The sequence below is a fragment of the uncultured Bacteroides sp. genome (assembly GCF_910586915.1).
GTDB lineage: Bacteria > Bacteroidota > Bacteroidia > Bacteroidales > Bacteroidaceae > Bacteroides.
This window is the reverse complement of sequence record NZ_CAJULN010000001.1, coordinates 125,763-152,388: the sequence shown is the minus strand read 5'-3', so window position 1 is coordinate 152,388 and position 26,626 is coordinate 125,763. Positions and strand designations below refer to the sequence as shown.

The 26,626-nt window shown below is 48.0% G+C and carries 18 protein-coding genes; 7 read left to right on the top strand and 11 right to left on the bottom strand.

What is annotated here, in order from left to right:
* The 7 genes from QZ331_RS00570 to QZ331_RS00540 all read right to left on the bottom strand — a co-directional run bounded on the left by QZ331_RS00570 (nucleotide 1) and on the right by QZ331_RS00540 (nucleotide 8,062).
* Nucleotides 1-1,194, bottom strand: coding sequence for a hypothetical protein (locus QZ331_RS00570; RefSeq protein WP_294627035.1), 1,194 nt, complete (start codon nucleotides 1,192-1,194; stop codon nucleotides 1-3).
* Nucleotides 1,191-2,663, bottom strand: coding sequence for a hypothetical protein (locus QZ331_RS00565; protein ID WP_294627033.1), 1,473 nt, complete (start codon nucleotides 2,661-2,663; stop codon nucleotides 1,191-1,193). Before QZ331_RS00565 ends, QZ331_RS00570 begins: the two co-directional genes overlap by 4 nt.
* A gap of 42 nt (nucleotides 2,664-2,705) precedes the next feature.
* A complete protein-coding gene (locus QZ331_RS00560; RefSeq protein WP_294627032.1) occupies nucleotides 2,706-3,788 on the bottom strand; it encodes a carboxypeptidase regulatory-like domain-containing protein in 1,083 nt (360 codons plus the stop codon).
* Between the two features lie 27 nt (nucleotides 3,789-3,815).
* On the bottom strand, nucleotides 3,816-4,730 hold the full coding sequence (locus QZ331_RS00555; RefSeq protein WP_294627030.1) for a DUF5683 domain-containing protein: 915 nt from the start codon (nucleotides 4,728-4,730) through the stop codon (nucleotides 3,816-3,818).
* Between the two features lie 2 nt (nucleotides 4,731-4,732).
* Nucleotides 4,733-5,485, bottom strand: coding sequence for a hypothetical protein (locus QZ331_RS00550; RefSeq protein ID WP_294627028.1), 753 nt, complete (start codon nucleotides 5,483-5,485; stop codon nucleotides 4,733-4,735).
* 613 nt (nucleotides 5,486-6,098) lie between these two features.
* Entirely contained in the window at nucleotides 6,099-7,064 is a 966-nt protein-coding gene (locus QZ331_RS00545; protein ID WP_294627026.1) for a phosphatase PAP2 family protein, read from the bottom strand.
* Nucleotides 7,055-8,062 carry an NAD(P)-dependent oxidoreductase gene (locus tag QZ331_RS00540; RefSeq protein WP_294627024.1) on the bottom strand — a complete coding sequence of 336 codons (1,008 nt, stop codon included), beginning with the start codon at nucleotides 8,060-8,062 and terminating at the stop codon, nucleotides 7,055-7,057. The genes QZ331_RS00545 and QZ331_RS00540 overlap by 10 nt, the downstream gene beginning before the upstream one ends.
* A 177-nt stretch (nucleotides 8,063-8,239) precedes the next feature.
* Between QZ331_RS00540 and rnr the strand changes: the two genes are divergently transcribed.
* The 7 genes from rnr (at nucleotide 8,240) to lgt (ending at nucleotide 17,199) form a co-directional block, all read left to right on the top strand.
* Nucleotides 8,240-10,396, top strand: a complete 2,157-nt coding sequence (gene rnr / locus QZ331_RS00535; protein WP_294627022.1) for a ribonuclease R — start codon at nucleotides 8,240-8,242, stop codon at nucleotides 10,394-10,396.
* Between the two features lie 22 nt (nucleotides 10,397-10,418).
* The gene (locus QZ331_RS00530; RefSeq protein ID WP_294627020.1) at nucleotides 10,419-10,907 is read left to right on the top strand and encodes a pyridoxamine 5'-phosphate oxidase family protein; all 489 of its coding nucleotides are present in this window, start codon (nucleotides 10,419-10,421) and stop codon (nucleotides 10,905-10,907) included.
* Between the two features lie 333 nt (nucleotides 10,908-11,240).
* A complete protein-coding gene (locus QZ331_RS00525; RefSeq protein ID WP_294627018.1) occupies nucleotides 11,241-12,785 on the top strand; it encodes an RNA-binding domain-containing protein in 1,545 nt (514 codons plus the stop codon).
* 290 nt (nucleotides 12,786-13,075) lie between these two features.
* Entirely contained in the window at nucleotides 13,076-14,143 is a 1,068-nt protein-coding gene (locus QZ331_RS00520) for a DUF4221 family protein (protein ID WP_294627016.1), read from the top strand.
* A 113-nt stretch (nucleotides 14,144-14,256) separates the two neighbouring features.
* Nucleotides 14,257-15,360, top strand: a complete 1,104-nt coding sequence (ychF, locus tag QZ331_RS00515) for a redox-regulated ATPase YchF (protein WP_294627014.1) — start codon at nucleotides 14,257-14,259, stop codon at nucleotides 15,358-15,360.
* Nucleotides 15,361-15,398: 38 nt separating this feature from the next.
* Nucleotides 15,399-16,310 (top strand): ketopantoate reductase family protein, encoded by a 912-nt coding sequence (locus tag QZ331_RS00510; protein ID WP_294627012.1) that lies wholly within the window; start codon nucleotides 15,399-15,401, stop codon nucleotides 16,308-16,310.
* Nucleotides 16,311-16,335: 25 nt separating this feature from the next.
* Nucleotides 16,336-17,199 carry a prolipoprotein diacylglyceryl transferase gene (lgt, locus tag QZ331_RS00505; RefSeq protein ID WP_294627010.1) on the top strand — a complete coding sequence of 288 codons (864 nt, stop codon included), beginning with the start codon at nucleotides 16,336-16,338 and terminating at the stop codon, nucleotides 17,197-17,199.
* Nucleotides 17,200-17,276: 77 nt separating this feature from the next.
* Here lgt and mutS read toward each other — a convergent pair whose 3' ends face one another.
* From mutS to QZ331_RS00485, 4 genes are all read right to left on the bottom strand, one after another.
* Entirely contained in the window at nucleotides 17,277-19,868 is a 2,592-nt protein-coding gene (mutS, locus tag QZ331_RS00500) for a DNA mismatch repair protein MutS (RefSeq protein WP_294627246.1), read from the bottom strand.
* Nucleotides 19,869-20,347: 479 nt separating this feature from the next.
* Nucleotides 20,348-21,340 carry a metallophosphoesterase family protein gene (locus QZ331_RS00495; protein WP_294627008.1) on the bottom strand — a complete coding sequence of 331 codons (993 nt, stop codon included), beginning with the start codon at nucleotides 21,338-21,340 and terminating at the stop codon, nucleotides 20,348-20,350.
* 246 nt (nucleotides 21,341-21,586) lie between these two features.
* Nucleotides 21,587-23,107 carry a SusD/RagB family nutrient-binding outer membrane lipoprotein gene (locus tag QZ331_RS00490; protein WP_294627006.1) on the bottom strand — a complete coding sequence of 507 codons (1,521 nt, stop codon included), beginning with the start codon at nucleotides 23,105-23,107 and terminating at the stop codon, nucleotides 21,587-21,589.
* Between the two features lie 14 nt (nucleotides 23,108-23,121).
* On the bottom strand, nucleotides 23,122-26,517 hold the full coding sequence (locus QZ331_RS00485; RefSeq protein WP_294627005.1) for a SusC/RagA family TonB-linked outer membrane protein: 3,396 nt from the start codon (nucleotides 26,515-26,517) through the stop codon (nucleotides 23,122-23,124).
* Nucleotides 26,518-26,626: the final 109 nt, after the last annotated feature.

The window sequence follows — 26,626 nt, the reverse complement described above, 5'->3', positions numbered from 1 at the left end:
CTACTCCTCTCCGGCAACCAAAGGAACTGCCCCTTTCCGTTTATAATCCACAATCAGATTTGCCATTCTCTTTTTCAAATATTCCTTGCCACGGCTGACCAGTTTACGCAGATTAGCCAACTGTTTGCTGTCAGCCTTTCCATAGAGTATCAACGCTATCTCCTCATACCTCTTGTTCTCCACATAAAGCATGGTGATTGCCTGCACCGTTTCCTGCATTCCCTCCACCAATGAGTGATACACCTCGCCGTCGCCGTAGTTCAGCACATCTGCCAGCGCACAGCACAGTTCGTATTCGTTCTTCTCGTCCGTCTCCAGCAAGTAATCGAAATGTCCGCTCATGCTACGGTCCATCACTATCATATCCTCGTACTGCCCGTTCTGCCAGCACATATGGTCTTCTTCCGCCAGCGTCTCTTCTTGCTTTTTCTCTTCGGCACGAAGCCATTCGCGAAACTTATTCCGCCCTGTCATGTGCAGCGAGTGGAGCAGATGACTTGCCGATGCAATCGGCGCCAGCCTTCCTTTGTCCAACTGCTCCTGCACAGAAAGTATGGTTTCCATACAGACTTCTTTCACCGTTTCTTCGTCGTCCGCCCGTTTTTTCTCCACTACCAAAAAACGTACAAAGCGATGCAACACTCTCCATATCTCCTCCCAAAATTCGCTGTCCCTCACGCAAAGACGCTTGTATAGCAACAGATAGTCCAAAGGAAACATCGCACGAATACGACAGATACACGCCTCTTCCAGCCGGCAAGGCGAAGCGTACATCCTCCCATTGCGGCAGAGCTCCGGATATAGTTCGGCAAACAATCCCGATGAAAGTTTAAAAGCCACTGTCCGCCCCTCTTCCAGTTTCAGTTCATCGTCTACCGTGGCTTCCGTCTGTTTTCTTCGTATATGAGACAAAGCGTTCATCATCAAACGTTTCACCATTCCCGCCATTTTCCCTTTTTCCGCCTGCCGACAGAAAAAAGCGGAAAATCCTTGCTGCGAATACCATTCGTCGAGCAACCTCCGCTTCCGGTCGGCAAACTCTTCCGGCGAACAGACAGCAGGCAGAAATTCATCGTGCGCAACCAGCAACTCCTCGATAGCAGCGTGCCGGTTGGCTATGAAACCGCTTTTTTCGAGTTCGTAGCGTTCGCATTCCTTCGTTATGATTTCTTCTATCAGCAGTTCGCCTGTCATAACTTGATTACTTTGAAGCGGCTATTCCTGTATGCGGGCATTGCTTGTCCGGCCGATGAGTTGATGTAAGTAGGGTCGCACACGATGTATTTCTTATCTTTCAGCACGATGTAAGTGCCGTCTGTGGCTTCCGCATCCGCTTTATCCAGGCAGACGGCGGTAGCTATGTGCCCGGGGTAATCGAGCAACACGACCTCTTGCTTGAAAAGCCTGCCTGCAAGATAAGCAAAGAGTATTGACCGGTCTTCGCAATCGCAGGCAGGGTAGTAAAAAATCTCTTCGATGAAGAAGGGTTTCTCGTAGCCGAACTGCTCGTCATCCGTCTGATAATTAAACCCGTTCTGCACCCACGAAAGCAACAGGTTGAGCGCTTCCATGCGCGGCTTTCCCTGCAACTGGGCAGAAAGCGAACCGAGCACCTGCTTTGCCAATCGGCTTTCGAGCACGGCGCGGGCGTGTACGGTGAGTTCGCACGACAGGTATTCGCGATAGAACCGTATCTTGTTGGCGTTTACCTCTCCTTTCACTTCCAGCTTGCCATCTTTTATGCAAAACGGTTTAGGTTGTACCGGCAACCGCAAGTCTTTATCCATCGCCAGCGAAAAGTAAGGACGCTGCACCAGTTTGTCCGGCAGTCGGTAGGTGGATATACCAGCCTTTTGTTTGAGTTTCTTTTTCGAAATGATGTAATATGATTTCCCGTCGAGCGCCAGATAGGGACGGTTGTACACCTTTTCCCGAATGGGGAGCAGCAGCACCAAAGTCTGCTCCGTCCTTGCCAAACGTGCGTCGTAGCCGGACTGTACCAAGAAGAAATGCTGAAACACCGTCCGGCAGTCTTCGCTATGCAGGGTAGAGAGCCGGGCCGCCACCTTTTCCGTCAGCAAGAAATAAGCCCAGTCGTTCATCTGCATTTCTTCTTTATAGCGCAGCATATCCGCCAACAGCATGGAGAAACGGCTGTCGGCCAGGTCTTTCCACAAGCTACCGATAGATTTCTCCGCAATGCCCGACAAGAAAAACTGTTTGTGCTGATAGCGCAGTTGCAGCCGGGCACCGAAATATTCACATAGCAGCGAGTCGCCTTTCTGCCCCAACGAGTTTCTGATGAGGTTCCTCTCTTCCGTCTTGTCTCTCTCCGGCAGTTTTCGGACAGGTTTTTCCACTCTTTCGTCGGGCACGTCGATTTGCTTCCGGATGCTCTTCTGCTCTTGCGAAATACCGGGGACCGGCGGCTTCGGAACCTCGTCGGGGGTTCTTGCTGCCGACAAGCGGAATTCTTCCCATGCGTTGCTCAGGAAGCGCACGTATTCTGCATTGATTTCCTTGCGGAAGTCATCAAATTCGTTTTGCAATTCGCGGCGGAAAGCAGCAAACTCCTCAGCTTCGGACAAGTTGCCGCTCTGTGCCAACAACTGAGACACAGAGCAGCATAGCAAACATAGGGTAAGTAATATTCGGCGACGCATTCTTTGTTTATTCTAAGTTATTTTGATGATTTGCAGATGTTATCACCATCTCAAATCCTTAAAAATCATTGTTTTATTCATCACTGGAGATTCATAAACTCCACCAGCAAGAACAAATTCAAAACGAGTAATTGAACCTACCGTCGAAGATACATTTTTAATCATAATTTTCCCACTGATAGGTATATTAGAAGGAAATTCCTGAGTATTTACTCCTTCAGACACCAATTGTTTACCTGCTAACCAATATACATTATCTGTATGCTTATTTCCTTGATCATCATATCCTCCAGAGCTGAATGGAGCTAAATATAATTTTATATCATCTTCTCCCATATTCGTTATCCTAAACTGAAACTCAACCACATTACCGACCTTAGTGCACGACAGAAATTCCGTTTTCAATTTTGTATCAAAAGAAATAATCTCCCCACAACTTCCGCCGGCAGGCGTATCATTCTCACCATCATCTCCTTCTCCGTTTTTCGATACCAATATTTCTACGGGGAATGATTCTCCGTCTGCTTCTACAATCAGTGTAGCGGTTTCATCTTTCGTCACCCGGTCGCGGTTCACATTTACCGAAACCACGCTTTCCTTGCTCGCAGCAGTAGAGCCATTGGAAGGAGTGACGCTCAGCCAACTCACAGGAAAAGCCTGAGACACCTGCCACGATACGGAAGTGCCCGACGTACTGATGTTGCGAATGGAAAACGTCTTGTTAGTGGCACGGCCTCCGAAGTTCAACGAGTTTACGCTCAGCGAGATGCTGGGAACGCCGCGTTTGAGCATCATGTCGCCTGAAGCCTTTTCGCCCGGAACAACAGAGATGCGTTTCGTATTCGTCTTATATCCCGATTTGCTGATTTGGATGGTGTATTGTCCCGGTTCCAATTCCTGAAACTCATATCCCCCGTCGCCTCCTGTGTTGATGGTCTTTCCGTAAGGGGTAAGCGACACGTGAGCGTCGACGATAGGTTCGCCGGTATCGGCGTCGTTCACTATCCCATAGATAGTGCCCATTGTTTCCACCTCGTCTTTGGTGCAACTATACAATACTCCGCAAATAATCATCAGTGCGGATGCTCCGCAAAAAAATTTAATCAACGATTTCATTTTGTTCATGTGTAATGTTATTTATTCTTTGATGGTTTATTGAAAACGAAAAGCTAACGTCACGCCATTGCAACTGCCTACCGACGGGTAAAGCGCCATATGTACGGGACTACCTTTTTGCCTGATGCTCCGCTTGCGTCCGTTTGCCACCAGTGCGTCTACCAGGTTATATACATACAGTGCTGCCGCTCCGCCGATGCAGGCGTTGCGTATGTTCTCCCAGTTGTCGGCTTTCGTGTTGTAGGTAGCCAGGTGTTTGGGTTGCTCGCGCATCTTCTTCACATAAGAGCTGCGTTGGTTTTCGGCCACCAATATGCCTGCCGCCAATGCTATTTCACCTCCCAGGATGGAAGCCCCTTTGGCGGTATTGCCTTTGTACAACTGTCCCCAACCGGGTACTATCAGCGAACGGGCAGCTCCGCGCACGCCGTATTTGCGGCTGAAAGAGAGACGGTCGAACGCCACATTGGGTGTGTCTGCCACCCCGTATAGGGTATAGCAACGATAGATGCGCTCGCCGTTGGGATAGAGCAGGTATTCCCAGTATTCATCGTATTTGTGAGAGGTGACAATCACCTGTTGCCCTTCGATGTTGTAAGCAAACCGGTAGTTTTCACTTTCGTTCATGGCTCCGTTCTGCTGTTCAAGTTTGATATCCGCCACGGTCTGCTCCTCTATCCGGTGCGTCCTTTTGATATAAGTGGAGAGATTGAGCAGACAACTGTGCCGCGCCTCCTCCAAGTTGCGGTGTTCACCCTCGGTCACCTGATAGTGGAAGGTGCTATTGCCAGGCTTGGGCAGGCGGTTGGCAAGCCACGCCGGGCGCATTTTCTCTGAGCGTTGCAGCACCTTTTGGGCACAAACGCGAAAGGGAGCCAAAGCTCCCAACGCTATCCATAGTAATAATAACGCATAGCGCATTTTCTTGCGGTAAAGGTATGATTTCATCATGATTATTCAAATTCGTCGTCAATGAATTTTTTAACTGATTCTGCATATTCGCCACGGAGCTTGGATTCTTCCAACGCGTCTTGGATGGCCTGCTTGCGTCTGTTATGCACCTTTTCTTTGTCTACCAGGAAGTGAATCTCATAAGAGTTCACTCCGTTGGCCTCCTTGCGAATCAGCGCGATGCTCTCTTCCAAGTCGCCCTTCACGGAAGCCTGGAATTTGCCGATGCAGGCCTGGTGGAAACGGTTGAACTCGTCGGGCGTCTGTGCTGCTTCGTCGTGTCCCATGTCGCGCAGGGTTTTTCCGCGCAGGTCTTGCCCCATGTTGACGGCAAATTCCATGCTTGCAGCGTTGAGGGCGGCTGCCCTGCACACGGTGATGGAGCGGCATCCCGTAGAGGTTCCGGTTATTTCGCGCAGGCCGGGATTTGCGGCGAGTTTGGCGTAATGTTCGGTGAGTTTTCCACGCAACGTACGCGCGCTGCCGTGAATCTGCCATCCGCCATTGCTATATTCCTTCAGTTTTTCGTTGATTTCATCTTCGTCCGAATAGCCCGAAGATGCTTTTGCCTGTGCAGGAGGAGTTTGCGCTACAGGAGGATTCTGATAGCCCTGCGCAGGATACCCCTGTCCGGGCATGGGATACGGATAGGGCATCGGATAGCCTTGCGCCTGCTTCGAACTGCCGCAAGCGGCCAGTAGCGCAATGGCGAAGAGTGCCATCGCTGCAAAAAGAAATGATTGTTTGGTCTTCATAACATTTTGTTAATTAATTGGTTAAAAAATAAAGTGGTATAAAACAGGTTATCTCCACCGTATTCCTAATCAAAATCTACCAGATTTCACTACAAAGGGAAAAGCCAATTTTTTATACCACTTTTACTTTGAATGTCTCTTTCCCTCTCTCCCGGTAAATCGACTCATTTACATTACACTATTGAACAAAATATCCAAAATGTGACAGCAGCCAACGACTTTTTTTGCAGATTCTTTCCAAAAACAAAACAAGAAAGGCGTGCAACTGCTTTCCCTTATCAGATAGTGAGGCTCTGGTAAACCCGAATACGAATAAGTAGAAAGACAGTCCACGCCTTGTATGGAGCCAACAAGGGTGTAAACGTGTATCATACTTATTATTCCCGTATTCAGCAGAAAATTTACCAGACTTTCACTATCTGGAAATAATAATTATCACATTTATGCAATACTATATGTCAAGTCGGAAAAGGGCGGTTCATCACACTGAGCCCGATTCCGACGCTGCAAAGATACGAAAAACAATGTCCTCCGCCATTGTTTTTCAGCAATTAATTATCTATCTTTAAGAATTTTCCCTCTTTCCGCCGGGCTTACCGTACGCACTGCCCGCTCAGCGGAACATGGGCTGCGCAAACCATTTCTTAAACATCCACGTTGCCAGCACGTAGAAGGCAAACGCGGAGACAAAGCCCACGATGGAATCAATGAGGTAATGTGCCTGAATATAGACCGTAGCCCCGCAAAGAAGCAGGTAGAAAGGCATCAGGCAGGCAAACAACTTGCGGCTGACGCGCCACGACATTATCATCAGAATGGTGGAAATACCGACGTGGGAACTGGGAAACGCCGCCGTAGGACGCTCACCCACCTGCTGCGAACTTTCCACCAGGTTGTAAAAGAACCCGTGCTGATAGCCCGGACCGGGCAGCAACTCCTGATGGTGATTGAAATAATCGCCGATGGAAGGGAAAACGCCCTGTGCCACACAGTCGGCACCGATGGCGGGAAAATAAAACTGAGGGCCTGCCACGGGCACAAAGATGTATATCAGATAATAGATGAAGAAAGAGGTGACCAGCACGAAAGACATTTTTTCGAACCACTCGAAGCGACGGATGAAATAGAACAAGGCAACGATGAGCATCATCGGATAATAGAAGAAGTAGCCCATATTGAACGCCTCGCTGACCAGCAGTTGCGGAAACCTACGGCTGAACCAGATAGCGGGCTGCCCGCCGAAGAGGAACTGCTCGGCACCGGCAAAGAGATGGTCGAGGTTGGGGAAAAAACGGTTGAACTCGAACGTGTCGGGATACCAGTAGGATAGCAGGCTCATCTGAATGACAATACGCACGAACGCCGAAAACTTGCAGGGTGCAAGGCGGTAGAGATACATCAGCAAGAAAGTCATCACGGCAATCATGGCCCTATCGATCAGCATATGCCAGGGATGGTCCATCCGCTGGAACAGAAATAAAATCAGTATGGAAGTCAGCAGATTATAAATTAATGTAATCTTTTCTACCGCAAACAACCCCTTCCGGGTTTCCACGCGCTTAAACAAGTCTATAGCCATCCTTCGTTTTTATACCAGGCAATCGTCTCACGCACTCCCTTCTCCAAATCATATTCGGGCGCATATCCCAATTCGTCGATTGCAGGAGTGATGTCGCACTGCCAGTTGCGTTGTTTCATTATCTTATATTTGTCCGAATTCAAAGTGCTGCTCTTTCCGGAGCGGGTGGCAATGAATTCAGCGAACAAAGATATAACTTTTAGCACAATTAACGGACATTTCAGATGAAGAACCAACGGATTGCCTAATTCTTTTTGTATCAGACGCGAAAACGCACGGCTGCTGTAGACTCCGCCGTCGGTGAGAAAATAGGCCTTCCGGGCTATTTTCTTCTCTATGCCCAGGAATACGGCCTGCACGATGTCTTTCACATAGACAAAGGTGAGGTCCTGGCGCCGGAAGCCCACTGAGAAATCGACGTGTTTCCGAATGGACTTCGCCATCAGGAAATAGTCCGATTCGCGGGGGCCGTAGACTCCCGTAGGACGGTATATGACGTAGGGGAAGCCGGGAAGGCTGCGAATATACTGCTCCGCTTTGAGCTTACTGAAACCGTAGGCGGTATTGGGCTTGGGGGTGTCGCCGGGCTCAATCGGGGTGTAATCTTTTTCGCGCACGGGGCCGAATACGCTCAACGTACTGATGTAGACAAACTGTTTCGGAACCATGTCCAACCCGCTCAGTGTCTCGATGAAACATCTGGTCTGAAGATAATTGACCTCATCGAACGTCCTCTTGTCAGAGCATTTGGTGACGCCGGCGCAATGGACGATGTAATCAAACCTGTTACCAATATCCTTATGCCCGGAAAGGCGGGCACGCAGCGCGTCGGGGTTGGCAAAGTCCAGCTCGAGAAAATGAATCCTCGGGTCGTTCAGGTACCTCCTGCTACTCGTGGCACGGACTCCCGCCCATACTTCCAACCCCCGCCTGAGGGCTTCCTCTACAAGAAAACTCCCGATAAAACCGCTTGCGCCCGTAATTAAAATACTTTCCATATTTTCCAGATTCTACGTGAATAGTTGATAACGCCGCAAAGATACAATAAATATAAAACAGTGGAAACCCGAACCCGAAAATCAAAAATAAACAGAGACGCCAACAACAAACTAACCAAAAATTTGTTTACTTTGTATCCTATCAGATGATTGAACTACTAACAAACTCCATATATTATGGCGAAAAAGAAAGAAAAGAAAGAGAAAAAAGCCGGCAAGAGAATGAGTAAAAAAGAGCTGGCAGCGTTGTTAATAAACTTTTTCCATGCCAAACCCTGCGAAACTTTAAGCATGAAGTATATTTTCTCGGAACTGCGCCTTACTACGCATCCGCAGAAAATGCTCTGCGTCGATATACTGCACGACCTTTTAGATGACGACTATATCAGTGAAACAGAAAAAGGAAGGTTCCGCCTCAACAGCCGTGGCACCGAGATGACAGGCACGTTCCAACGGAAGAGCAACGGCAAGAACTCGTTTATCCCCGAAGGAGGGGGCGAGCCGATATTTGTGGCGGAACGCAATTCGGCCCATGCGATGAACAACGACAAGGTGAAGATTACCTTCTACGCCAAACGGAAAAACAGGGAAGCCGAAGGCGAGGTGATTGAAATTCTGGAACGCGCCAACGACACCTTTGTCGGAACGCTGGAGGTGGCAAAGTCGTACGCATTCTTAGTGACGGAAAACCGCACGCTTGCCAACGACATCTTCATCCCGAAAGATAAGCTGAAAGGGGGAAAGACCGGCGACAAGGCCATCGTGAAAATCACCGAATGGCCCGACAAGGCAAAGAATCCCCTCGGGCAAGTAATCGACATATTGGGCAAGGCGGGCGAAAACACCACGGAGATGCACGCCATTCTTGCGGAGTTCGGCCTGCCCTACGTATATCCGACATCGGTAGAAAAGGCTGCCGACAAGATTCCCGCCGAGATTTCTGCCGAAGAGATTGCCCGCCGCGAGGATTTCCGCAAGGTTACGACGTTCACCATCGACCCTAAAGACGCCAAAGACTTTGACGACGCACTTTCCATACGCCGGCTCAAAGAGGGGCTGTGGGAGGTAGGCGTGCACATCGCCGACGTGACACACTACGTAAAAGAGGGAGGAATCATAGACAAGGAGGCCGAAAAACGGGCGACTTCCGTCTACCTCGTAGACCGCACCATACCGATGCTGCCCGAACGCCTGTGCAACTTCATCTGCTCGCTCCGCCCGAACGAGGAGAAACTCGCTTTCTCGGTCATCTTCGACATCACCGAAAAGGGGGAGGTGAAAGACTCGCGCATCGTGCACACGGTCATCAACTCCGACCGCCGCTTCACTTACGAAGAGGCGCAGCAGATTATCGAGACCAAAGAGGGCGACTTCAAAGAAGAGGTGCTCACGCTGGACACGCTTGCGAAAGCACTCCGCGAAAAACGGTTCGCAGCAGGAGCCATCAACTTCGACCGTTATGAGGTGAAATTTGAAATCGACGAGAAAGGAAAACCCGTCAGCGTCTACTTCAAAGAGTCGAAAGACGCCAACAAACTTGTGGAGGAATTCATGTTGCTCGCCAACAGGACGGTGGCGGAAAAGATAGGACGCGTGCCGAAAAACAAGAAGGCCAAAGTGCTTCCCTACCGCATCCACGACCTGCCCGACCCGGAAAAACTGGAAAACCTGTCACACTTCATCGCCCGCTTCGGCTACAAGGTGCGCACAAGCGGCACGAAGACGGATATCTCCAAGTCCATCAACCACCTGCTTGACGACATCCACGGAAAGAAAGAGGAGAACCTGATAGAAACCGTATCGATACGCGCCATGCAGAAGGCACGCTACTCTACGCACAACATCGGCCACTACGGCCTTGCCTTCGACTACTACACGCACTTCACCTCGCCCATCCGCCGATTCCCGGACATGATGGTGCACCGCCTGGTGACGAAATACATGGACGGCGGGCGCAGCGTATCCGAAACCAAATACGAAGCGTTGTGCGACCATAGCTCGAACATGGAGCAAATTGCGGCAAACGCCGAACGTGCTTCCATCAAGTACAAGCAGGTGGAATTTATGAGCGAACGGCTGGGGCAGATTTACGACGGCGTCATCTCCGGCGTGACCGAATGGGGGCTCTACGTCGAGCTGAACGAGAACAAGTGTGAAGGCCTCGTTCCCGTCCGCGACCTGGACGACGACTATTACGAATTCGACGAGAAGAACTACTGCCTGCGCGGACGCCACAAGAACAAGACCTACAGTTTGGGAGACGCCATCACCGTCCGCGTGGCACGCGCCAACCTGGAAAAGAAACAGTTGGACTTCGAATTAATCGAAAAATAAGTTCACCGCAGAGGATAGCATTATGAAAACCTTGATTATCGAAGACAAGCAGCGAATCGAATCCGTCATCCAAGCCTGTGAAGTCTGCTTTGCAGGCTTCACCGACTTGGAGGGCAATCCCTACGTCATTCCCATGAACTTCGGTTATGAAAACGGAGTCGTCTATCTGCACTCCGGCCCCGAAGGTGGTAAAATAAAGATGCTGGAACGCAACAACCGCATCTGCATCACGTTCAGCCACGGGCATAAGCTCGTCTACCAGCACGCGAAAGTGGGCTGTAGCTACAGTATGCGTTCCGCAAGCGCGATGTGCCGTGGGAAAGTGGAATTTATCGAAGACGGGGACGAAAAGCGTAAGGCGCTGGACATCATCATGCGCCATTACACAGAGAATGAAGTCGCTTATTCCGACCCCGCCATACGCAACGTCAGGGTATGGAAAGTAGCGGTGGAGCAGATGACAGGAAAGGTATTCGGTCTGCGGGCCAACGAGAAGATAAGTCTGCCGTAACCGTGCGGAAAAAACCACGCCGCAAAGGAAAATACAAAGCCTTAGTATCCGTATTTTTAGCCACTGCATAAACGAGTTGTCTGACATCCGGGTCTCAACGATACTGACACCCGGGTGTCAGCATATCTCACACCCGGGTGTTAGAGGCGCTGAGACCCGGGTGTCAGGCAACTCGTTATTACCAACCGTTTTTTCTTTGTTACTATGGTAAATAAAATTCAAAGGCTACAATTCTTTGCAGAAATCATCTGCTATAGGATTATTTTATGTAACTTTACCAAGTGTTTTTTCTTTAGAAAGGCAACTTATTCGCAGATATAAAAAGAATATGATATGACTGAGCAGGAATTACTTCAAATGCGCGACTTGGCTGAGGCCGGGCAAGTACAATTTAAAGAACGGGCAAATGACCGTTACGATATTGGCTGTGAGATGGTGGCGTTCAGCAACACTCGCGGTGGAAAGCTTATCATTGGTATCAATGACAAGTCGGGCACAATTAATGCTCTTTCATATAAGGAATTGCAGGAGACTACTAATTTACTGACAAGTATCGCATCGGAAAATGTGATTCCCAACATACTGATTGATGTGGACAATGTGCCAACGGCTGGAGGTGCGGTTGTTGTAGCCACAATTCCCGAAGGAAAGAATAAGCCCTATCATGACAACAAGGGGATTATATGGGTGAAGAATGGGGCAGATAAACGCAAGGTGTTTGACAATTCGGAGCTTGCTGAGATGATGAGCGAATGCGGTAATTTTGACCCAGATGAAGCCGGCATACCAGATGCTACTATTGAAGACCTGGATACGGATACCATTAAACTCTATCTGATGAACCGTTTCGTTCCTGTATTCAAAGGCAAGAATATAGACGAGTTGAATATGAAAGAGTATTCGCTTAACGAAATGGCTGATTTCATCATAAAGGGAACAACCATTGAAAAACTTCTCAGAAACCTGCGCTTCATCAAGACAGATGGCAAGCTGACTATTGCCGCCATGCTGCTGTTTGGCAAATACACTCAGCGTTGGCTACCTGTTATAACAGCCAAGTGTATCTGTTTTATGGGCAATTCTATAGGAGGTACACAATTTCGCGATAAAATGCACGATATGGAAATCGAGGGCAACTTACTTCATCAGTTCCGAACTATCATGAGCTTCTTTACCCGCAATTTACGCAAAGTACAAGTGAAAAAAGAATTCAATTCTATCGGAGAACTTGAGATTCCATACGAAAGCCTCACAGAATACGTAGTCAATGCACTTGTCCACCGCTCGCTGAATATCAAGGCGCCGATTCGTATTTTCATATTTGACAATCGTGTAGAGATTCATAGTCCGGGAGCCTTGCCAAATGGTTTAACGATTGAAGATATTAAGAATGGTACATCCATGCCACGCAATATGTTCTTGTTCACGAACGCCAATTACCTACTGCCCTATACCGGTGCCGGAAGCGGTGTACGTCGTGCGCTTGAATACGACCCAAATGCTATTTTCTTCAACGGTATCGAAGACAAAGAAATTACCCATGTTGCCAACGAGTTTGTAATCACTATCCCTCGAAATAAGAACCAAAATCAACCCGAAAGTAACTTAGTTACCAACGAAAGTAACCAAGCTAATGAAAATAGTAACCAAGCTCACAAAAACTTAGTTACTCACAAACTGACAAAAAAAGAAGAAGATATAAGAAACTTTTGTTCAGTACCAAGAACAGCACAGGAGATTATGGACAGACTCGGAATTTCTAATCAGTCTAAAAATCGACAGAAGTATATTACATCCTTAATAGAAATTGGAGTTCTTGAACGTACCATTCCCGAAAAGCCCAGCGACCCCAATCAAAAATACCGTCGCAAAAAATAATTCAAAATAGGGAACTATCTGACCCGTCGGCAATTTGCAGAATAATATGATAGCCTGTATTGTCTCTTCCGTCAAAACGCCTTATTAACAGGCGTTACGAGAACTTTTTACCTTTTTCATAAACCTTTTCCTGAGATTTTGCGTAACTTTGGTCACAATGAAAATCAATTATACTTAAAAATATGTGTAGATTTACATGGATTATCTCATTTTTAATCATTGCTTTGGCTGGATGCCAGAAGAAGGTGGTAACAAATACCGGGTCAGGAAATTCTCAAGATAAATGTAGCTTGGAATACGTCGGACAGAAAACGTTTGTATTGGACGAACGGACATCCGTAATGGTGGAGTACTTGCAATATATAAACGACAGTGCCAACAATATTCTTTCGTTTATCAATTATCCGACCAATACGGTCTATATGTACGATTATGATAACGGACTTTTGCTTGATACGATTCGATACGACAAGGAAGGCAACAACGGTGTGGGTGAAGTACAAGGCTATTGTTTTCTGAACCGTGATTCAATATTTGTCTATCAGTACGGAAACCCGGTGGTACATTTGACAAATGGTCAAGGTGAAATCTTGTGGAGCAAGGCCCTGTTCGAAAACTTTGAAAGAAAAGAAAGAGTGATGTACCCGGAGCCTTATCTGATGACCAATAACCCCATGAAGTATGCAGATGGCAAATTGATTCTGAACGGATTTATATCAGGAGAAACAAGCCATGAGACCAAAGAGAACCGTCCGGTTACGATGCTATACAAGATAGATGATGCGAGTTTGAAATTCTTAAATCCATATCCGATGCAGTATGTGGAATACAACTGGGGAGGTGGATTTACACACAGATTGCCCTACACCGATTTAGATAACAAGGGAAATCTTCTCATCAGCTTTCCGGCCGACCATAACTTATGGCGTTGCAACGTGATAAACCATCAGACGGACTCATTGTATGCAGGCAGTGAAATGATTGAATATACAGAACCGTATGCGGCATCGAAAGAAGAAGTTGCCATTATAGACGAATATCGTGTTTTTGAGTGGTACATGACTACTCCTTCTTACGAAGGCATATTTTATGATAAATACAGAGATTTATATTATAGGATAGCCCGGCTTCCGGACACCAATTATAAACTTGGAAATAGAGGAAATAACAAGCCGGTTATTATCATCGTATTAGACAGCCGACTGCATTATTTAGGTGAAGAAATTCTTCCTCCGGCAAAAGAAGGGAACTATCGTATCAACAACTGTTTTGTTTCAAAGGACGGACTTAACATACAGGTTCTGACCGACGATGAAGACAAATTAATATTCGAACAATATAAAGTGGTTGTCAATTAAGAAAGAAGGGGAAAGAGCAGAAAGTACGCCGGGTTTCCTCCAGTTAGTCCAAAAATTCGTATCTTTGCGGGGAAAAATGAGCAACTTGGTAACAAAAGTAATAATAGATTAATATGGCATTGCAATGTGGTATTGTTGGACTACCGAACGTGGGTAAGTCGACACTTTTCAACTGTCTGTCGAACGCGAAAGCACAGGCGGCTAATTTCCCTTTCTGTACAATAGAACCGAATGTAGGTGTAATCACCGTCCCCGACGAACGGCTGAACGCGTTGGCAGAACTGGTACACCCCCAACGGATTGTTCCTACCACCGTGGAAATCGTAGACATCGCCGGACTGGTGAAAGGCGCAAGCAAAGGTGAGGGATTGGGCAACAAGTTCCTTGCCAACATCCGTGAGACGGACGCAATTATCCACGTGCTCCGTTGTTTCGACGACGAGAACGTGACACACGTGGACGGAAGCGTAAACCCCGTGCGCGACAAGGAAATCATCGACTACGAACTCCAGTTGAAAGACCTCGAGACCATCGAAAGCCGCATCCAGAAGGTGCAGAAACAGGCACAGACCGGAGGCGACAAAGTGGCAAAACAGACTTACGACGTGCTGGTGCAGTACAAAGAAGCTCTGGAACAAGGCAAATCGGCACGTACCGTCACTTTTGAAACCAAAGACGAGCAGAAGATTGCACGCGAATTGTTCCTGCTCACCAGCAAACCGGTGATGTACGTCTGCAACGTAGACGAAACAAGCGCAGTGAACGGCAACAAATACGTAGACATGGTGCGCGAGGCCGTAAAGGACGAGAATGCGGAAATACTGATTGTAGCCGCCAGAACGGAAGCCGACATCGCCGAACTGGAGACCTACGAAGACCGTCAGATGTTCCTTGCCGAAGTGGGTCTGGAGGAATCGGGCGTGGCGCGTCTTATCAAATCGGCCTACAAGTTGTTGAACCTTGAAACCTATTTCACAGCCGGCGTGCAGGAAGTACGTGCCTGGACTTACGAGAAGGGATGGAAAGCCCCGCAATGCGCAGGCGTCATCCATACCGACTTCGAGAAGGGATTCATCCGTGCGGAAGTCATCAAATACGAAGATTACCTCCAGTACGGCTCGGAAGCAGCCGTGAAGGAAGCCGGAAAACTGGGTGTGGAAGGCAAGGAGTATGTCGTGCAGGACGGCGACATCATGCATTTCCGTTTCAACGTGTGACGGCACCGACTGATTAACCACCAAATGCGCTGACAATCATGAAATATCTCATAGCAGGAACCGGAGGAGTAGGCGGCAGCATCGCAGGATTCTTGTCGCTGGCAGGCAAAGACGTCATCTGCATTGCCCGTGGAGCACACTTGCAGTCCATTCAAACGAACGGTCTGAAACTGAAGTCGGATTTGAAAGGCGAACATACGCTCCCCATTCCCGCCACCACCGCCGAAGCGTTCGACGGAAAGGCTGATGTGATATTCGTATGCGTGAAAGGGTATTCGGTCGGGTCCATCGTAGAGCTGATAAAGAAGGCGGCCCACGAGGGGACGGTTGTCGTCCCCATTCTGAACGTGTACGGCACAGGACCGCGCATCCAGAAGTTGGTTCCGGAAGTGACGGTCCTCGACGGATGCATCTATATCGTAGGCTTCGTGTCAGGCACGGGAGAAATCACCCAAATGGGAAAGATATTCAGGCTGGTTTACGGCGCCCACCGGGGCACTACCGTGAAGCCCGGAGTGTTGGAAGCCATCCGGCAGGACTTGGAAGAGGCGGGCATAAAGGCCGACCTCTCGCCAGACATCAACCGGGATACGTTTATCAAATGGTCGTTCATCTCAGCAATGGCCGTGACGGGGGCTTACTACGACGTTCCGATGGGTGAGGTGCAGAAACCGGGAAAGGTGAGGGACACCTTTATCGGACTCTCGGCCGAAAGCGCCGCTTTGGGAAGAAAGCTGGGCATCGAACTTCCGGAAGACCTCGTCAGTTACAACCTGAAAGTGATTGACAAACTCGCCCCCGAAAGTACCGCTTCCATGCAGAAAGACCTGGCGCGCGGACACGACTCGGAGATACAGGGACTGCTCTTCGACATGATTGCAGCCGCCGAGGAGCAGGGCGTAGAGATACCGACTTACCGCACGGTCGCGGAGAAGTTCAAAGAAATTTAATCATCAACATTAATTCAAATATAAAATGAATACCCTGTTATTATCCATCCACTGGAATCCGGACCCCGAACTGTTCAACCTGTTCGGTATCTCCATCCGTTATTACGGATTGCTATGGGCAGTAGGAATATTCTTTGCTTATATGATTGTTCACTACCAGTATCGGGATAAAAAGATAGAGGAGAGCAAGTTCGATCCTCTTTTCTTCTACTGTTTCTTTGGTATTCTGATTGGCGCCCGCTTAGGCCACTGCCTCTTCTACGCCCCGGGATACTACCTGTCGCACTTCTGGGAGATGATTCTTCCCATCAAGTTCATGCCGGACGGAAACTGGAAGTTCACCGGATACGAAGGACTTGCCAGCCACGGCGGTACATTGGGACTGATAGTGGCTCTCTGGCTCTACTGCCGCAAGACGAAGCTGCACTATATGGATGTGCTGGATATGATTGCCGTAGCCACGCCTATCACCGCCTGCTTCATCCGCCTTGCCAACCTGATGAACTCCGAAATCATCGGCAAACCGTCTGATGTGCCCTGGGCTTTCGTTTTCGAACGTGTAAAAGAATACGGGGCAAACGGGGAAATACTTCCGGCAATCCCGCGCCACCCCGGACAACTCTACGAAGCCATCGCTTATCTTGTCTTGTTCTTCATCATGATTTACTTATATAAGAAGTACAGCCGGAAACTGCACCGAGGCTTCTTTTTCGGGCTTTGCCTGACTTATATCTTCACCTTCCGCTTCTTCATCGAGTTCCTGAAAGAGAACCAGGAGGCCTTCGAAGACCAAATGATGTTCAATATGGGGCAATGGCTAAGCGTTCCGTTTATAATAATAGGGGTTTACTTTATGTTCTTCTATAACCGGAAAAAGAAAATAGCTTAAAACAAAAAAAGAGGGATTAGCAATGTTCGAATCGCTAATCCCTCTTTTTTGTCTCATTGCTACGCTCCCGGCAGCATTTACCTTCCTCTGACTATCTTCTTTATATCGTTCAGCTTATTCAGTGCTTCAATCGGAGTGAGATTATTCACATCAAGATTCAGTATCTCATCACGAATCTGACAAAGCACCGGGTCGTCCAACTGGAAGAAACTCAACTGCATACCGCCGCCACGGTTTCCGCCCATTTCGGTCAACGGTTTGCCGGTTATTCCCTGCTGCCGATTATCCGACTCAAGTTGCTTCAATATTTCATTGGCACGCTTCACAATGCTTTTCGGCATACCTGCCATCTTTGCCACGTGGATACCGAAGGAGTGTTCGCTCCCGCCCCGTTCCAGCTTGCGCAGGAAGATGACCTTGTTGTCCACCTCTTTCACCGATACGTTGTAATTCTTGATGCGGTCGAAGGATTTCTCCATCTCATTCAACTCGTGGTAGTGCGTGGCAAACAACGTGCGGGCTTTCGCTTTCGGATGCTCATGGATATACTCCACAATCGCCCAGGCAATAGAGATACCGTCGTACGTAGACGTACCGCGTCCCAATTCATCAAACAATACCAGGCTTCGCGAAGAAACATTGTTCAGAATATCCGCCGCCTCATTCATCTCCACCATAAAAGTAGATTCGCCCACGGAGATGTTGTCACTCGCCCCCACACGGGTAAATATCTTGTCCACCAGTCCGATATGCGCACGCTCGGCCGGAACGAACGAGCCGATTTGTGCCAGCAACGTAATCAGCGCCGTCTGACGCAGAAGCGCCGACTTACCCGCCATGTTGGGACCGGTTATAATGATAATCTGCTGCGTATTGCTGTCCAGCATCACATCGTTGGCAATATACTTCTCGCCGATAGGAAGCTGCTTCTCAATGACCGGATGGCGTCCCTGGCGGATATCCAGCACATCATTATCTTCGATAACCGGACGGATGTAATGATTCTCGCAAGCCACATTGGCAAACGACAACAGACAGTCCAGGCGGGCAATCTGATTGGCGTTGATTTGTATCTGAGGAATAAACTCCGTCAAGGCTTGTACCAAATCCGTATATAGCTGTGTTTCGAGAACCAGAATCTTATCTTCCGCTCCTAAAATCTTCTCCTCATACTCCTTCAACTCCTGCGTGATATAACGCTCCGCATTGACCAACGTCTGTTTCCGAATCCATTCGGCCGGAACTTTATCCTTATGCACATTGCGCACCTCGATATAGTAGCCGAACACATTGTTGAAAGCCACTTTCAGGCTCGGAATACCCGTCTCTTCAATCTCCCGTTGCTGTATCTGGAGCAGATAGTCCTTGCCCGAATACGAAATGCGGCGCAGTTCGTCCAGTTCCTCGTTCACACCGTCCTGAATCACGCCACCCTTGTTGACAGCCAACGGAGGGTCGTTCTTTATCTCCTTCGCAATACGGTCGCGGATGGTGACGCAAAGGTTCAACTGCTCCCCTATCTGATTGAGACTTGCGTTGTCGGCCTGCAAGCACGCCAATTTGATAGGCTCGATAGCCTGCAAAGCCACCTTCAACTGTACCACCTCGCGAGGCGACACACGCCCGACCGCCACTTTGGAAATAATGCGTTCCAAATCGCCTATCAGATGCAACTGCTCTTCAATCAGTGCCTTGAAGTCGGGCTGACGGAAGAAATACTCCACCACATTCAGCCGTTCGTCAATCGGTTTCTTGTCTTTCAACGGAAAGACCATCCAGCGTTTCAGCAGGCGTGCCCCCATCGGACTGATGGTGCGGTCGATGACATTGAGCAGACTGCTTCCGCCGTCGTTCATATTGCCGATAAGTTCGAGGCTGCGCACCGTAAACTTGTCCAGGCGGACGTATTTGTCTTCCTCGATGCGAGCCAGCGAAGTGATATGCCCAATCTGCGTATGCTGGGTCATGGTGAGATATTGTAGGACAGCACCGGAAGCAATGATACCGTTCTTCAGATGCTCCACGCCGAAACCTTTCAGGTTCTTCGTCTCAAAATGTTTCAGCAGTTTCTCGCGGGCGGTACTCTCTGTAAACACCCAGTCGTCTAACTCGAAAGTAAAGAACTTGTTGCCGAAGTTGCCCTCAAACATCAGGCGCTTGCCGCGCTCGAAAAGAATCTCTTTCGGAGCGAAGTTATTGAGCAGTTTGTCCACATAGTCAAAGGGGCCTTCGGCGGTAAGAAACTCGCCGGTCGATATATCGAGAAAAGCAACCCCGCAGGCACTCTTTCCGAAATGGACGGCAGCCAGGAAGTTGTTCTCCTTGTAGTTTAGTACATTGTCATTGATGGAAACGCCCGGAGTCACCAATTCGGTAATCCCCCGCTTCACCAACTTCTTGGTCATTTTCGGGTCTTCCAACTGGTCGCAGATAGCGACGCGTTTTCCGGCGCGCACCAGTTTCGGCAGATAGGTATCAAGAGCGTGATGTGGGAATCCTGCCATCTCGATTGTCTTTCCCTTTCCGTTGGCACGTTTTGTCAGTGTGATTCCCAAAATTTCGGATGCGACGATGGCATCGGTAGAATATGTTTCATAAAAGTCGCCGCAACGAAACAGCATCACTGCATCCGGATGTTTTGCTTTCAACTCCAGAAACTGTTTCATCATCGGGGTGAGGACGATTTCTTCTTCGTTCACGGTTCTCTCTCCTTTTTATTGATAGTAAATAAATGCAATATTTTTGCAAAGATAGAGCTTTTCCGGCAGAGAATCAACGGTATGCCGGGTTTGAGTTTTCAAAATAAGTGTTGCATAGTTTTAAAAAGGACACGCATTTTTCTTAACAAAAAGGAGAAAAGTATTAAAACGTGTTATAAAACATACTGTTTTTCTTGGATAATTTGCTAATTTCACAAAAGTCCGTACCTTTGCAATGTGTTTTTCATAGTATTAGATTTAAGGTTAACAAAGGTTGGAGCAAGGCGTTGCTCCTTTTTTTTGCCCGCAAAAATGAAAAAGCGAAAAGAAGTTATGAGATGAATGGATATGCCGCTATGTGGGGAGGTGAGGTTGTATTAAATAAAAACGGTGAGGGAAAATATTTCTTTCCCTACACCCTATCTCCGTTCAAAGGCCATTTCACGCCATCACTTCTTCACAAAATCCGCCGGGCACACAACTGACTGTTCCACACCGTCTTTCAAGCGAATCCATGTTTTAAAGCTGTCGGGCGTATGCTCGTCCAGTTCAATCACACGGGCACCGTTGGACAAATGATTGTACACCGTATTTCCTCCCGTGTAGCGTCCATAAGCCAGCAAAATACCTTTCCAGAACACAGTATAATCATCATCGTGGTCGTGTCCTACGAATACCCCCTTCACATCGCCCATCTCTTTCATGGCAGTAAAGAAGCCTGAATTAAGCTGAGGAGCACACGCTCTTTCTTTGCGGATGCCATAAAGGACGGCTTCTTCGGAAGCTGCCGCCTGATTGTACTCCGGCAAAGCGATGTGGAAAAACGCATACGAAGGAACAGGAGCACCGCCATTCTTATCGGCAAACCGCTTACTGTTCTCTTTGTACCATTGTATCTGATTCATTTTGATATAATCGTATCCTCCCACCCCTTTAATCTGCGAGTAAGAGTGTGAATCGATACAATAAAGCACCGCCGCATCCTTTGCACCATCCGACGAACGGACTGGAAGAATAAAATTAGTTACTCCCGCAATGTCCGGAGTGGTTGCGGTCAGATTGCATGGTACCGACCGTATTATCTCGAACAATTCTTTGCGTGAAAGACCTTGTTCGTCATCGTGATTGCCAAACATCACAGCAAACGGCAGGTTTCTTTTCGATACCTGATTGAGAACGGTACGCATACTCTCTTCCGCCGGTTTGCCGTAAATCAAGTCGCCGGTGAAAAGCACCAAATCGGGTTTTTCCACATCCAACACCTGATTGATGCGTTCGATGGAGATAGCCGAACGCGCGTCATTATAGATATAATGTACGTCGGTAAACTGTACAATCTTAAACTTGCCGTCTTTATTGAATTTGAGAGTTGATGTTTGTGCGGCAACAAACTGCAATCCCATACATAGCACGAGGGCCAATAATACATTTAAACGTTTCATATCAGATATTATATAAGTTAGTAATTTATTCGATTTCAATAGTAAACCGGTCATACGCTTCGGTTCGCCATGCCTTATCCGCCGTATGGGGCGAAAGTGCAAAGATGGGAGAAAACGTTCTCACCAAAAGGATTCTTTATTATCCAACTCTGCACGCACAGGGTAAACTTGCGCACAGGCCATAACGACCTGTGCTGCAAAAAATACACTTAACAAGACTCTTCTCATAGCGTCATACATACCGAATTACTCTTGAAGAATCCACATCAAGGAGTTATGATTATCCTCTCCTCCATACTGTCTCATGATGGCTTCTTTCACATTCTCGCTGTTATAGTCAAGCTCAGACTGCGGATACATCCAGCGTTTGGGAAACTGTGTGCTCACTTCATTCTGATTGGTCTCCTCATTCATCGGCATCTCCGGATATCCTGTACGGCGGTGGTCATAATAAGCATCCCAGGGAAAATGGAGAAAGCCCGCCAAATAGCGCTGGGTAAGCACCATTTCCAAACCGTTGTCCCTACCTTCGGTGAGTTGGATTTCGGGACTATTGAGATATTCGGTAATATATGCATCCGTTATCGGATGCTGATGACAATATTCATCGGCCGTATTGTCGGCTATAAAACGCATACTTGCTTCGATACCTTTCTTATAATAAGTGTCGGCCGAACCGCTAATCCATCCTCTCAACGCAGCCTCCGCCAAAATGAAGTTCTGCTCGGCATAGCCTAATGTTATAAACGGCTCGCCCGCAGGATTTTCTTTGTAACGCAAGTTGATGTTACAGAACTCTTTTTTGCCGTAGATTGCCATGATATCACTATTGGGGGCGGAAGGGTCAACTCCTACATACGCTTCCCACGAATCTCCGGCGATACCTTCGTTTATTTTAGCCGCCGCCGGCTCTGCGTAATAGAACAAGCGGTTATCTTTAAACTTCTTCAGCACATCGATAAGGGTAACAGACAACATGGGGTACTGACTATAGTTGAAATCGTCCTTGTAGGTCGGATAGCGTTGTCCCTTCTTGGCAGAAAACACTACCTGGAAATTGTCGTCGTTCGACTCCATCAATGAAGCATTGGCTACAATATGCGCAAACCGTTGTTTTACATTCAAGTCCGGGTCCGACACTTTCAGCGACAGGTTTAACAGTACTTTCAACTGCAAAGCCGTTACAGTCTTTTTCCACCTTTCTATGCTGCCACCCATCATAGGGTCGCCGTCGAAATCTTTGGCTTTCGAGAAATAGTCGTACGATTCTTCCAGGCTCCGCAATATCTGCAACATCACTTCTTTCTGTGTGTCATATGTCGGCTTGATGCCGCCTTCTTCTCCTTTCAAAGCATCGCTGTAGGGTATATCGCCCACTTCCATAGTGAGGTAATACATTTTATAGGCTTCCACAAACTTTGCCAATCCGATATAAGCCTCCTGATTGTATCCTTCGGAAAGCTCTACCATCTTCTGCGCACTGATGAGTTTGTAATATACACCAAAATCGCTGCGGCCGAATTTGTTGTACTGATAAGAAGCCGCTCCTTCGCCCCAGGCCATGTATTTCATCATAAAACTGCTGTTGAAAAAAGACTTGGCAGTTGACGGAGTGGTAATGTTCAAAATCAGATTGGTAGCAATCATCTCCGGACTGACTTTGGTGGTAGCATCCGGATTCGTGTTCAATTCGTCAAAACTTGTGCATGAGCACACCGCAACAAGCATCATCCATGCAGAGACTAAATATATACTGAGTTTTTTCATAATTTCATGTTACATTAAAAGTTAAACTTCACATTAAATCCGATATTGCGAATGGAAGGTGAATTTAAGTCGTCACTGCCCACATCCGGGTCGGAGAACTGATACTCCTTAGTCCATATCAACAGGTTTTGCCCAACAAGGCTTATGGAAAGTCCGTTCAAGCCCAACTTCTGATACATTTTCTTGGGCATATTGTAAGTGAGCGAAAGGTCGCGCAATTTCATGAAAGTCTCCAGTTGGTAATTCTGGCGTACCGGACTGCCCGCATTCGGGTTGTACTTGCGCATATACGACTGATAAGACACTGCTTTGTCATTGGGGGCAAACACACGCGTATCCTTCACAATCTTTCCGTCGGCATCGCGTTCTACGGAACCCGACACGACTTTCACTCCCTGGCCGATATAATTAATCTTATTGTTCACCACTTCGTCATATCGCCACTGGTTGTCCGAATCGGGATGCGCTCCGGTATTCCACAACGATTGCACCATTTTATTGTAGGAAAGTCCGCCTACGCGTCCGTCGATAGTGAAGCTCAGGGTGAAGTCCTTATAACGAAGCGTATTGGTCAATCCCCATACCCAGTCGGGATATTCGTAACCTATCAGTGTGGGATAATCACTTTGTATCGGCAATCCGTCGGCGCCGTGAATGATGTTTCCCTGTGCATCGCGTTCCCAGTCCTTCACATCCAGCCAGTCCCAGCGTTTGCCCGCCGCTACGTATTCCTTTTGTGTAGAATAGAGTTTATCCACCTTATCGTAGAAATAACGGTCGCGCGCCCAGTTAAACATTGCATTCCAATGCCAGTCGTGTGTCTGTATGATATCTCCCGACACGGTCAGTTCCACACCTCTGCGCAACTGCTCTTCTTCGTAGTTTATCAACGTGCTGCCGAATCCGGAAGCCCCGCTGACGGTGGCACTGCGGGTCAAATTATAATTCAGCGTGTTGTAGTAGGCCAAATCTACGCACAGCCTGTTGTTGAAGAAATTGATATTCGTACCTATTTCCCACGAATCGGACGTTTTCGGCTTAATCAGCGAACCACGGATAGAAGTAGGATATGCAGCCGAACTCATACCGTTCCAGGCATCGCTCGACACACTATATACATTATTGATTTCATACACGGCAAGGTCTTTCTTCGTACGCGTCCACGAACCGCGAATCTTCCAGAACGAAAGCCACTCGGGCAACTCTGCCAATTCGCTCAACACTACACTGCCCGATACCGAAGGATAGAAATAAGAACGTGCGTCGGCAGCCAACGTAGACGACCAGTCGTTACGTCCGGTCACATCGACAAAGACTGCACTCTTCCATGATGCGGAGAAACGTCCCCACAGACTGTTCAACTGTTTGCTTTTATACGTACTGGAGGTGGAAGCCGGGTCGACGGATGCTTTCAAGGAGTAAAAACCGGGAACCGTGAGTCCGCCTTCGGTATTTCCCTGCACTTGGTCGTCATAATAGTAGTACATCGTTCCTCCCACATAAGCATCGAGCGTAAAGTCGCCGAACTTATGCGAAGCGTTGAGCATCAGGTCGTGGTTCATACTAAAGCCGCCGTTACGTTCCATTTCATAATAGCCGTTTTCGTCCCAGCCGGCGTGAGCGCTCTTCGGATTGCGCCACTCTTTTCTTTCGCTATAGGAGTCGATACCCGAACGCAAGGTTGCTTTGAGCCACGGAGCAAACTCATAATTCACATTGGCATATGCATTGGTGATGTCATAATTGCTCGAACGCGTTATTTCGTTGGCTATGAAGTAAGGGTTGTCATACCATTTCTCGTACATCCAGTTTTGCTGTTCGTCAGGCTTCACCCAGTAGTTTTTGAAATCGCGCACGTCGTAATCGGGCCCTGTCCACACAAGGAGGTTGTACAGATAACCGCCTTTGCCATATCCGGTGCCATAGTTCTGCGGATAAAAACGTTTGTTGTAAGTGAGTCCGCCATCGAAGGAGAACTTTTTCCACTTCATGTCTCCCGATACCGAATAACTTATCTTGTTCAGCTTCGTATTGGGATACTGGCCTTTATTGTAGACATGAGTGAGCGAGGTGCGTACACTTCCGTATTTGCCTTTTTGGCTGATGCTTACATTATTATTGGTAACAAAGCTGTTTTCAAGGAAATTTCTGAAGTTGTTTTTCCCTTTGGATACCAACGGGCTCTCTACCCATTCGTGCGTAATGGGGTCGTACTGTACGGCCGTGCGTCCGATGTCGAGTTTGTCTCCCCACACGAAGTCGTCGGAATTATATTTGCCCCCTATGCCCGAGCTATATCCCGATTGCACTTCGGGCAGCATCAGATAGCCGGCCTGAAACATGGTACTGCTATTCACACTTACGTGCAAGCCTTCTTCTTTTCCTTTTTTAGTGGTAATCATCACAACTCCCGCACCGCCGCGTGCACCATACAGCGCGGATGCGGTGGCACCTTTCAGCACGTCGATAGATTCAATGTCATCTGCAGCAATGTCTCTCAGGCCCACATTGCCGTAAGGCACTCCGTCGATGACAAGCAACGGGCTTTCACCACGCAGCAGTAATTTGGGAGCTGCGTTGAACTCCGTACTGTTTTCGATATTCAGTCCTGCCACTTTGCCCGTAAGGGAGGTGCCTACGTCTACCGTCTTCACGGTGTTGATGTTTTCTCCGCTCACTTTCTGAATGGCATATCCCAAAGCTTTTTCTTCGCGCTTGATACCCAAAGCGGTCACCACCACTTCGTCGAGTGCTTTGGTGTCTTCGGTCATTGTTACTTTAAACACCGACTTGCCGTTGACCGGCACTTCCTCCATTTTATATCCGATATAGGTAAATACCAATACTCCATTGGCGGGCACTTGCAGTCTGAAGTTTCCGTCGATATCCGAAATGGTGCCCTGTCCTTTGTCGCCTTTCAGCTTGATGTTGACGCCGATGACCGGAATACCGGCAGGATCGACCACCGTACCCGAAACGTTGACGGTGTTCTTCTTCGACTGCTGTTGCCTTTCTTGTGCAGCATCCGCAGGCGGCGTCTTGCGGAGGTGCAGGGAAATGTAGTTATTGGAGAAATTGTAAGAGATGTTGTTGGCCGACAGCACTCCGTTCAGCAGGTCTGCCACGCGGTGTGTGCCTTTCTTGACGTTGACACGGAGCTCGGCGTTGATTTCGGCGTCGCTATAGATGAAAAGATAATCGGTCTGTTTCTCTATCTCCGCCATCAGTTCTTTCAGCCTCGGTTGGTCGCGGTTGATACTGACTCTTGCATTTTGCGAACTTACCCGACCGGCATTGGCTTGAAATATAAGTAAGAATAACAGCAAGACTGTGCATTTCATAATTCGCAGGATTTGTTCTAATTCACGTTGTTTAAGTACATACGAAGTTAGCAATAAGTTTTTTTTCATACTTTTGCAATGTAATAAGGTTAATATTTTTTTTGTTTTTTTGAAGAGAAATTGTCAACGATATTGACTTTTTGAATCCGGTGTTTTTACTTCATAGGCTTTTCATTGT

Bases quoted from the DNA above. Each gene is read 5' to 3' on its own strand.
- QZ331_RS00545 (WP_294627026.1), bottom strand. From the start codon at position 7,064: ATGGCTATAGACTTGTTTAAGCGCGTGGAAACCCGGAAGGGGTTGTTT.
- QZ331_RS00560 (WP_294627032.1), bottom strand. From the start codon at position 3,788: ATGAACAAAATGAAATCGTTGATTAAATTTTTTTGCGGAGCATCCGCA.
- lgt (WP_294627010.1), top strand. From the start codon at position 16,336: ATGAATACCCTGTTATTATCCATCCACTGGAATCCGGACCCCGAACTG.
- QZ331_RS00550 (WP_294627028.1), bottom strand. From the start codon at position 5,485: ATGAAGACCAAACAATCATTTCTTTTTGCAGCGATGGCACTCTTCGCC.
- QZ331_RS00540 (WP_294627024.1), bottom strand. From the start codon at position 8,062: ATGGAAAGTATTTTAATTACGGGCGCAAGCGGTTTTATCGGGAGTTTT.
- ychF (WP_294627014.1), top strand. From the start codon at position 14,257: ATGGCATTGCAATGTGGTATTGTTGGACTACCGAACGTGGGTAAGTCG.
- QZ331_RS00565 (WP_294627033.1), bottom strand. From the start codon at position 2,663: ATGCGTCGCCGAATATTACTTACCCTATGTTTGCTATGCTGCTCTGTG.
- mutS (WP_294627246.1), bottom strand. From the start codon at position 19,868: ATGATGAAACAGTTTCTGGAGTTGAAAGCAAAACATCCGGATGCAGTG.
- QZ331_RS00485 (WP_294627005.1), bottom strand. From the start codon at position 26,517: ATGAAAAAAAACTTATTGCTAACTTCGTATGTACTTAAACAACGTGAA.
- QZ331_RS00530 (WP_294627020.1), top strand. From the start codon at position 10,419: ATGAAAACCTTGATTATCGAAGACAAGCAGCGAATCGAATCCGTCATC.
- QZ331_RS00570 (WP_294627035.1), bottom strand. From the start codon at position 1,194: ATGACAGGCGAACTGCTGATAGAAGAAATCATAACGAAGGAATGCGAA.
- QZ331_RS00510 (WP_294627012.1), top strand. From the start codon at position 15,399: ATGAAATATCTCATAGCAGGAACCGGAGGAGTAGGCGGCAGCATCGCA.
- rnr (WP_294627022.1), top strand. From the start codon at position 8,240: ATGGCGAAAAAGAAAGAAAAGAAAGAGAAAAAAGCCGGCAAGAGAATG.
- QZ331_RS00555 (WP_294627030.1), bottom strand. From the start codon at position 4,730: ATGATGAAATCATACCTTTACCGCAAGAAAATGCGCTATGCGTTATTA.
- QZ331_RS00495 (WP_294627008.1), bottom strand. From the start codon at position 21,340: ATGAAACGTTTAAATGTATTATTGGCCCTCGTGCTATGTATGGGATTG.
- QZ331_RS00490 (WP_294627006.1), bottom strand. From the start codon at position 23,107: ATGAAAAAACTCAGTATATATTTAGTCTCTGCATGGATGATGCTTGTT.
- QZ331_RS00525 (WP_294627018.1), top strand. From the start codon at position 11,241: ATGACTGAGCAGGAATTACTTCAAATGCGCGACTTGGCTGAGGCCGGG.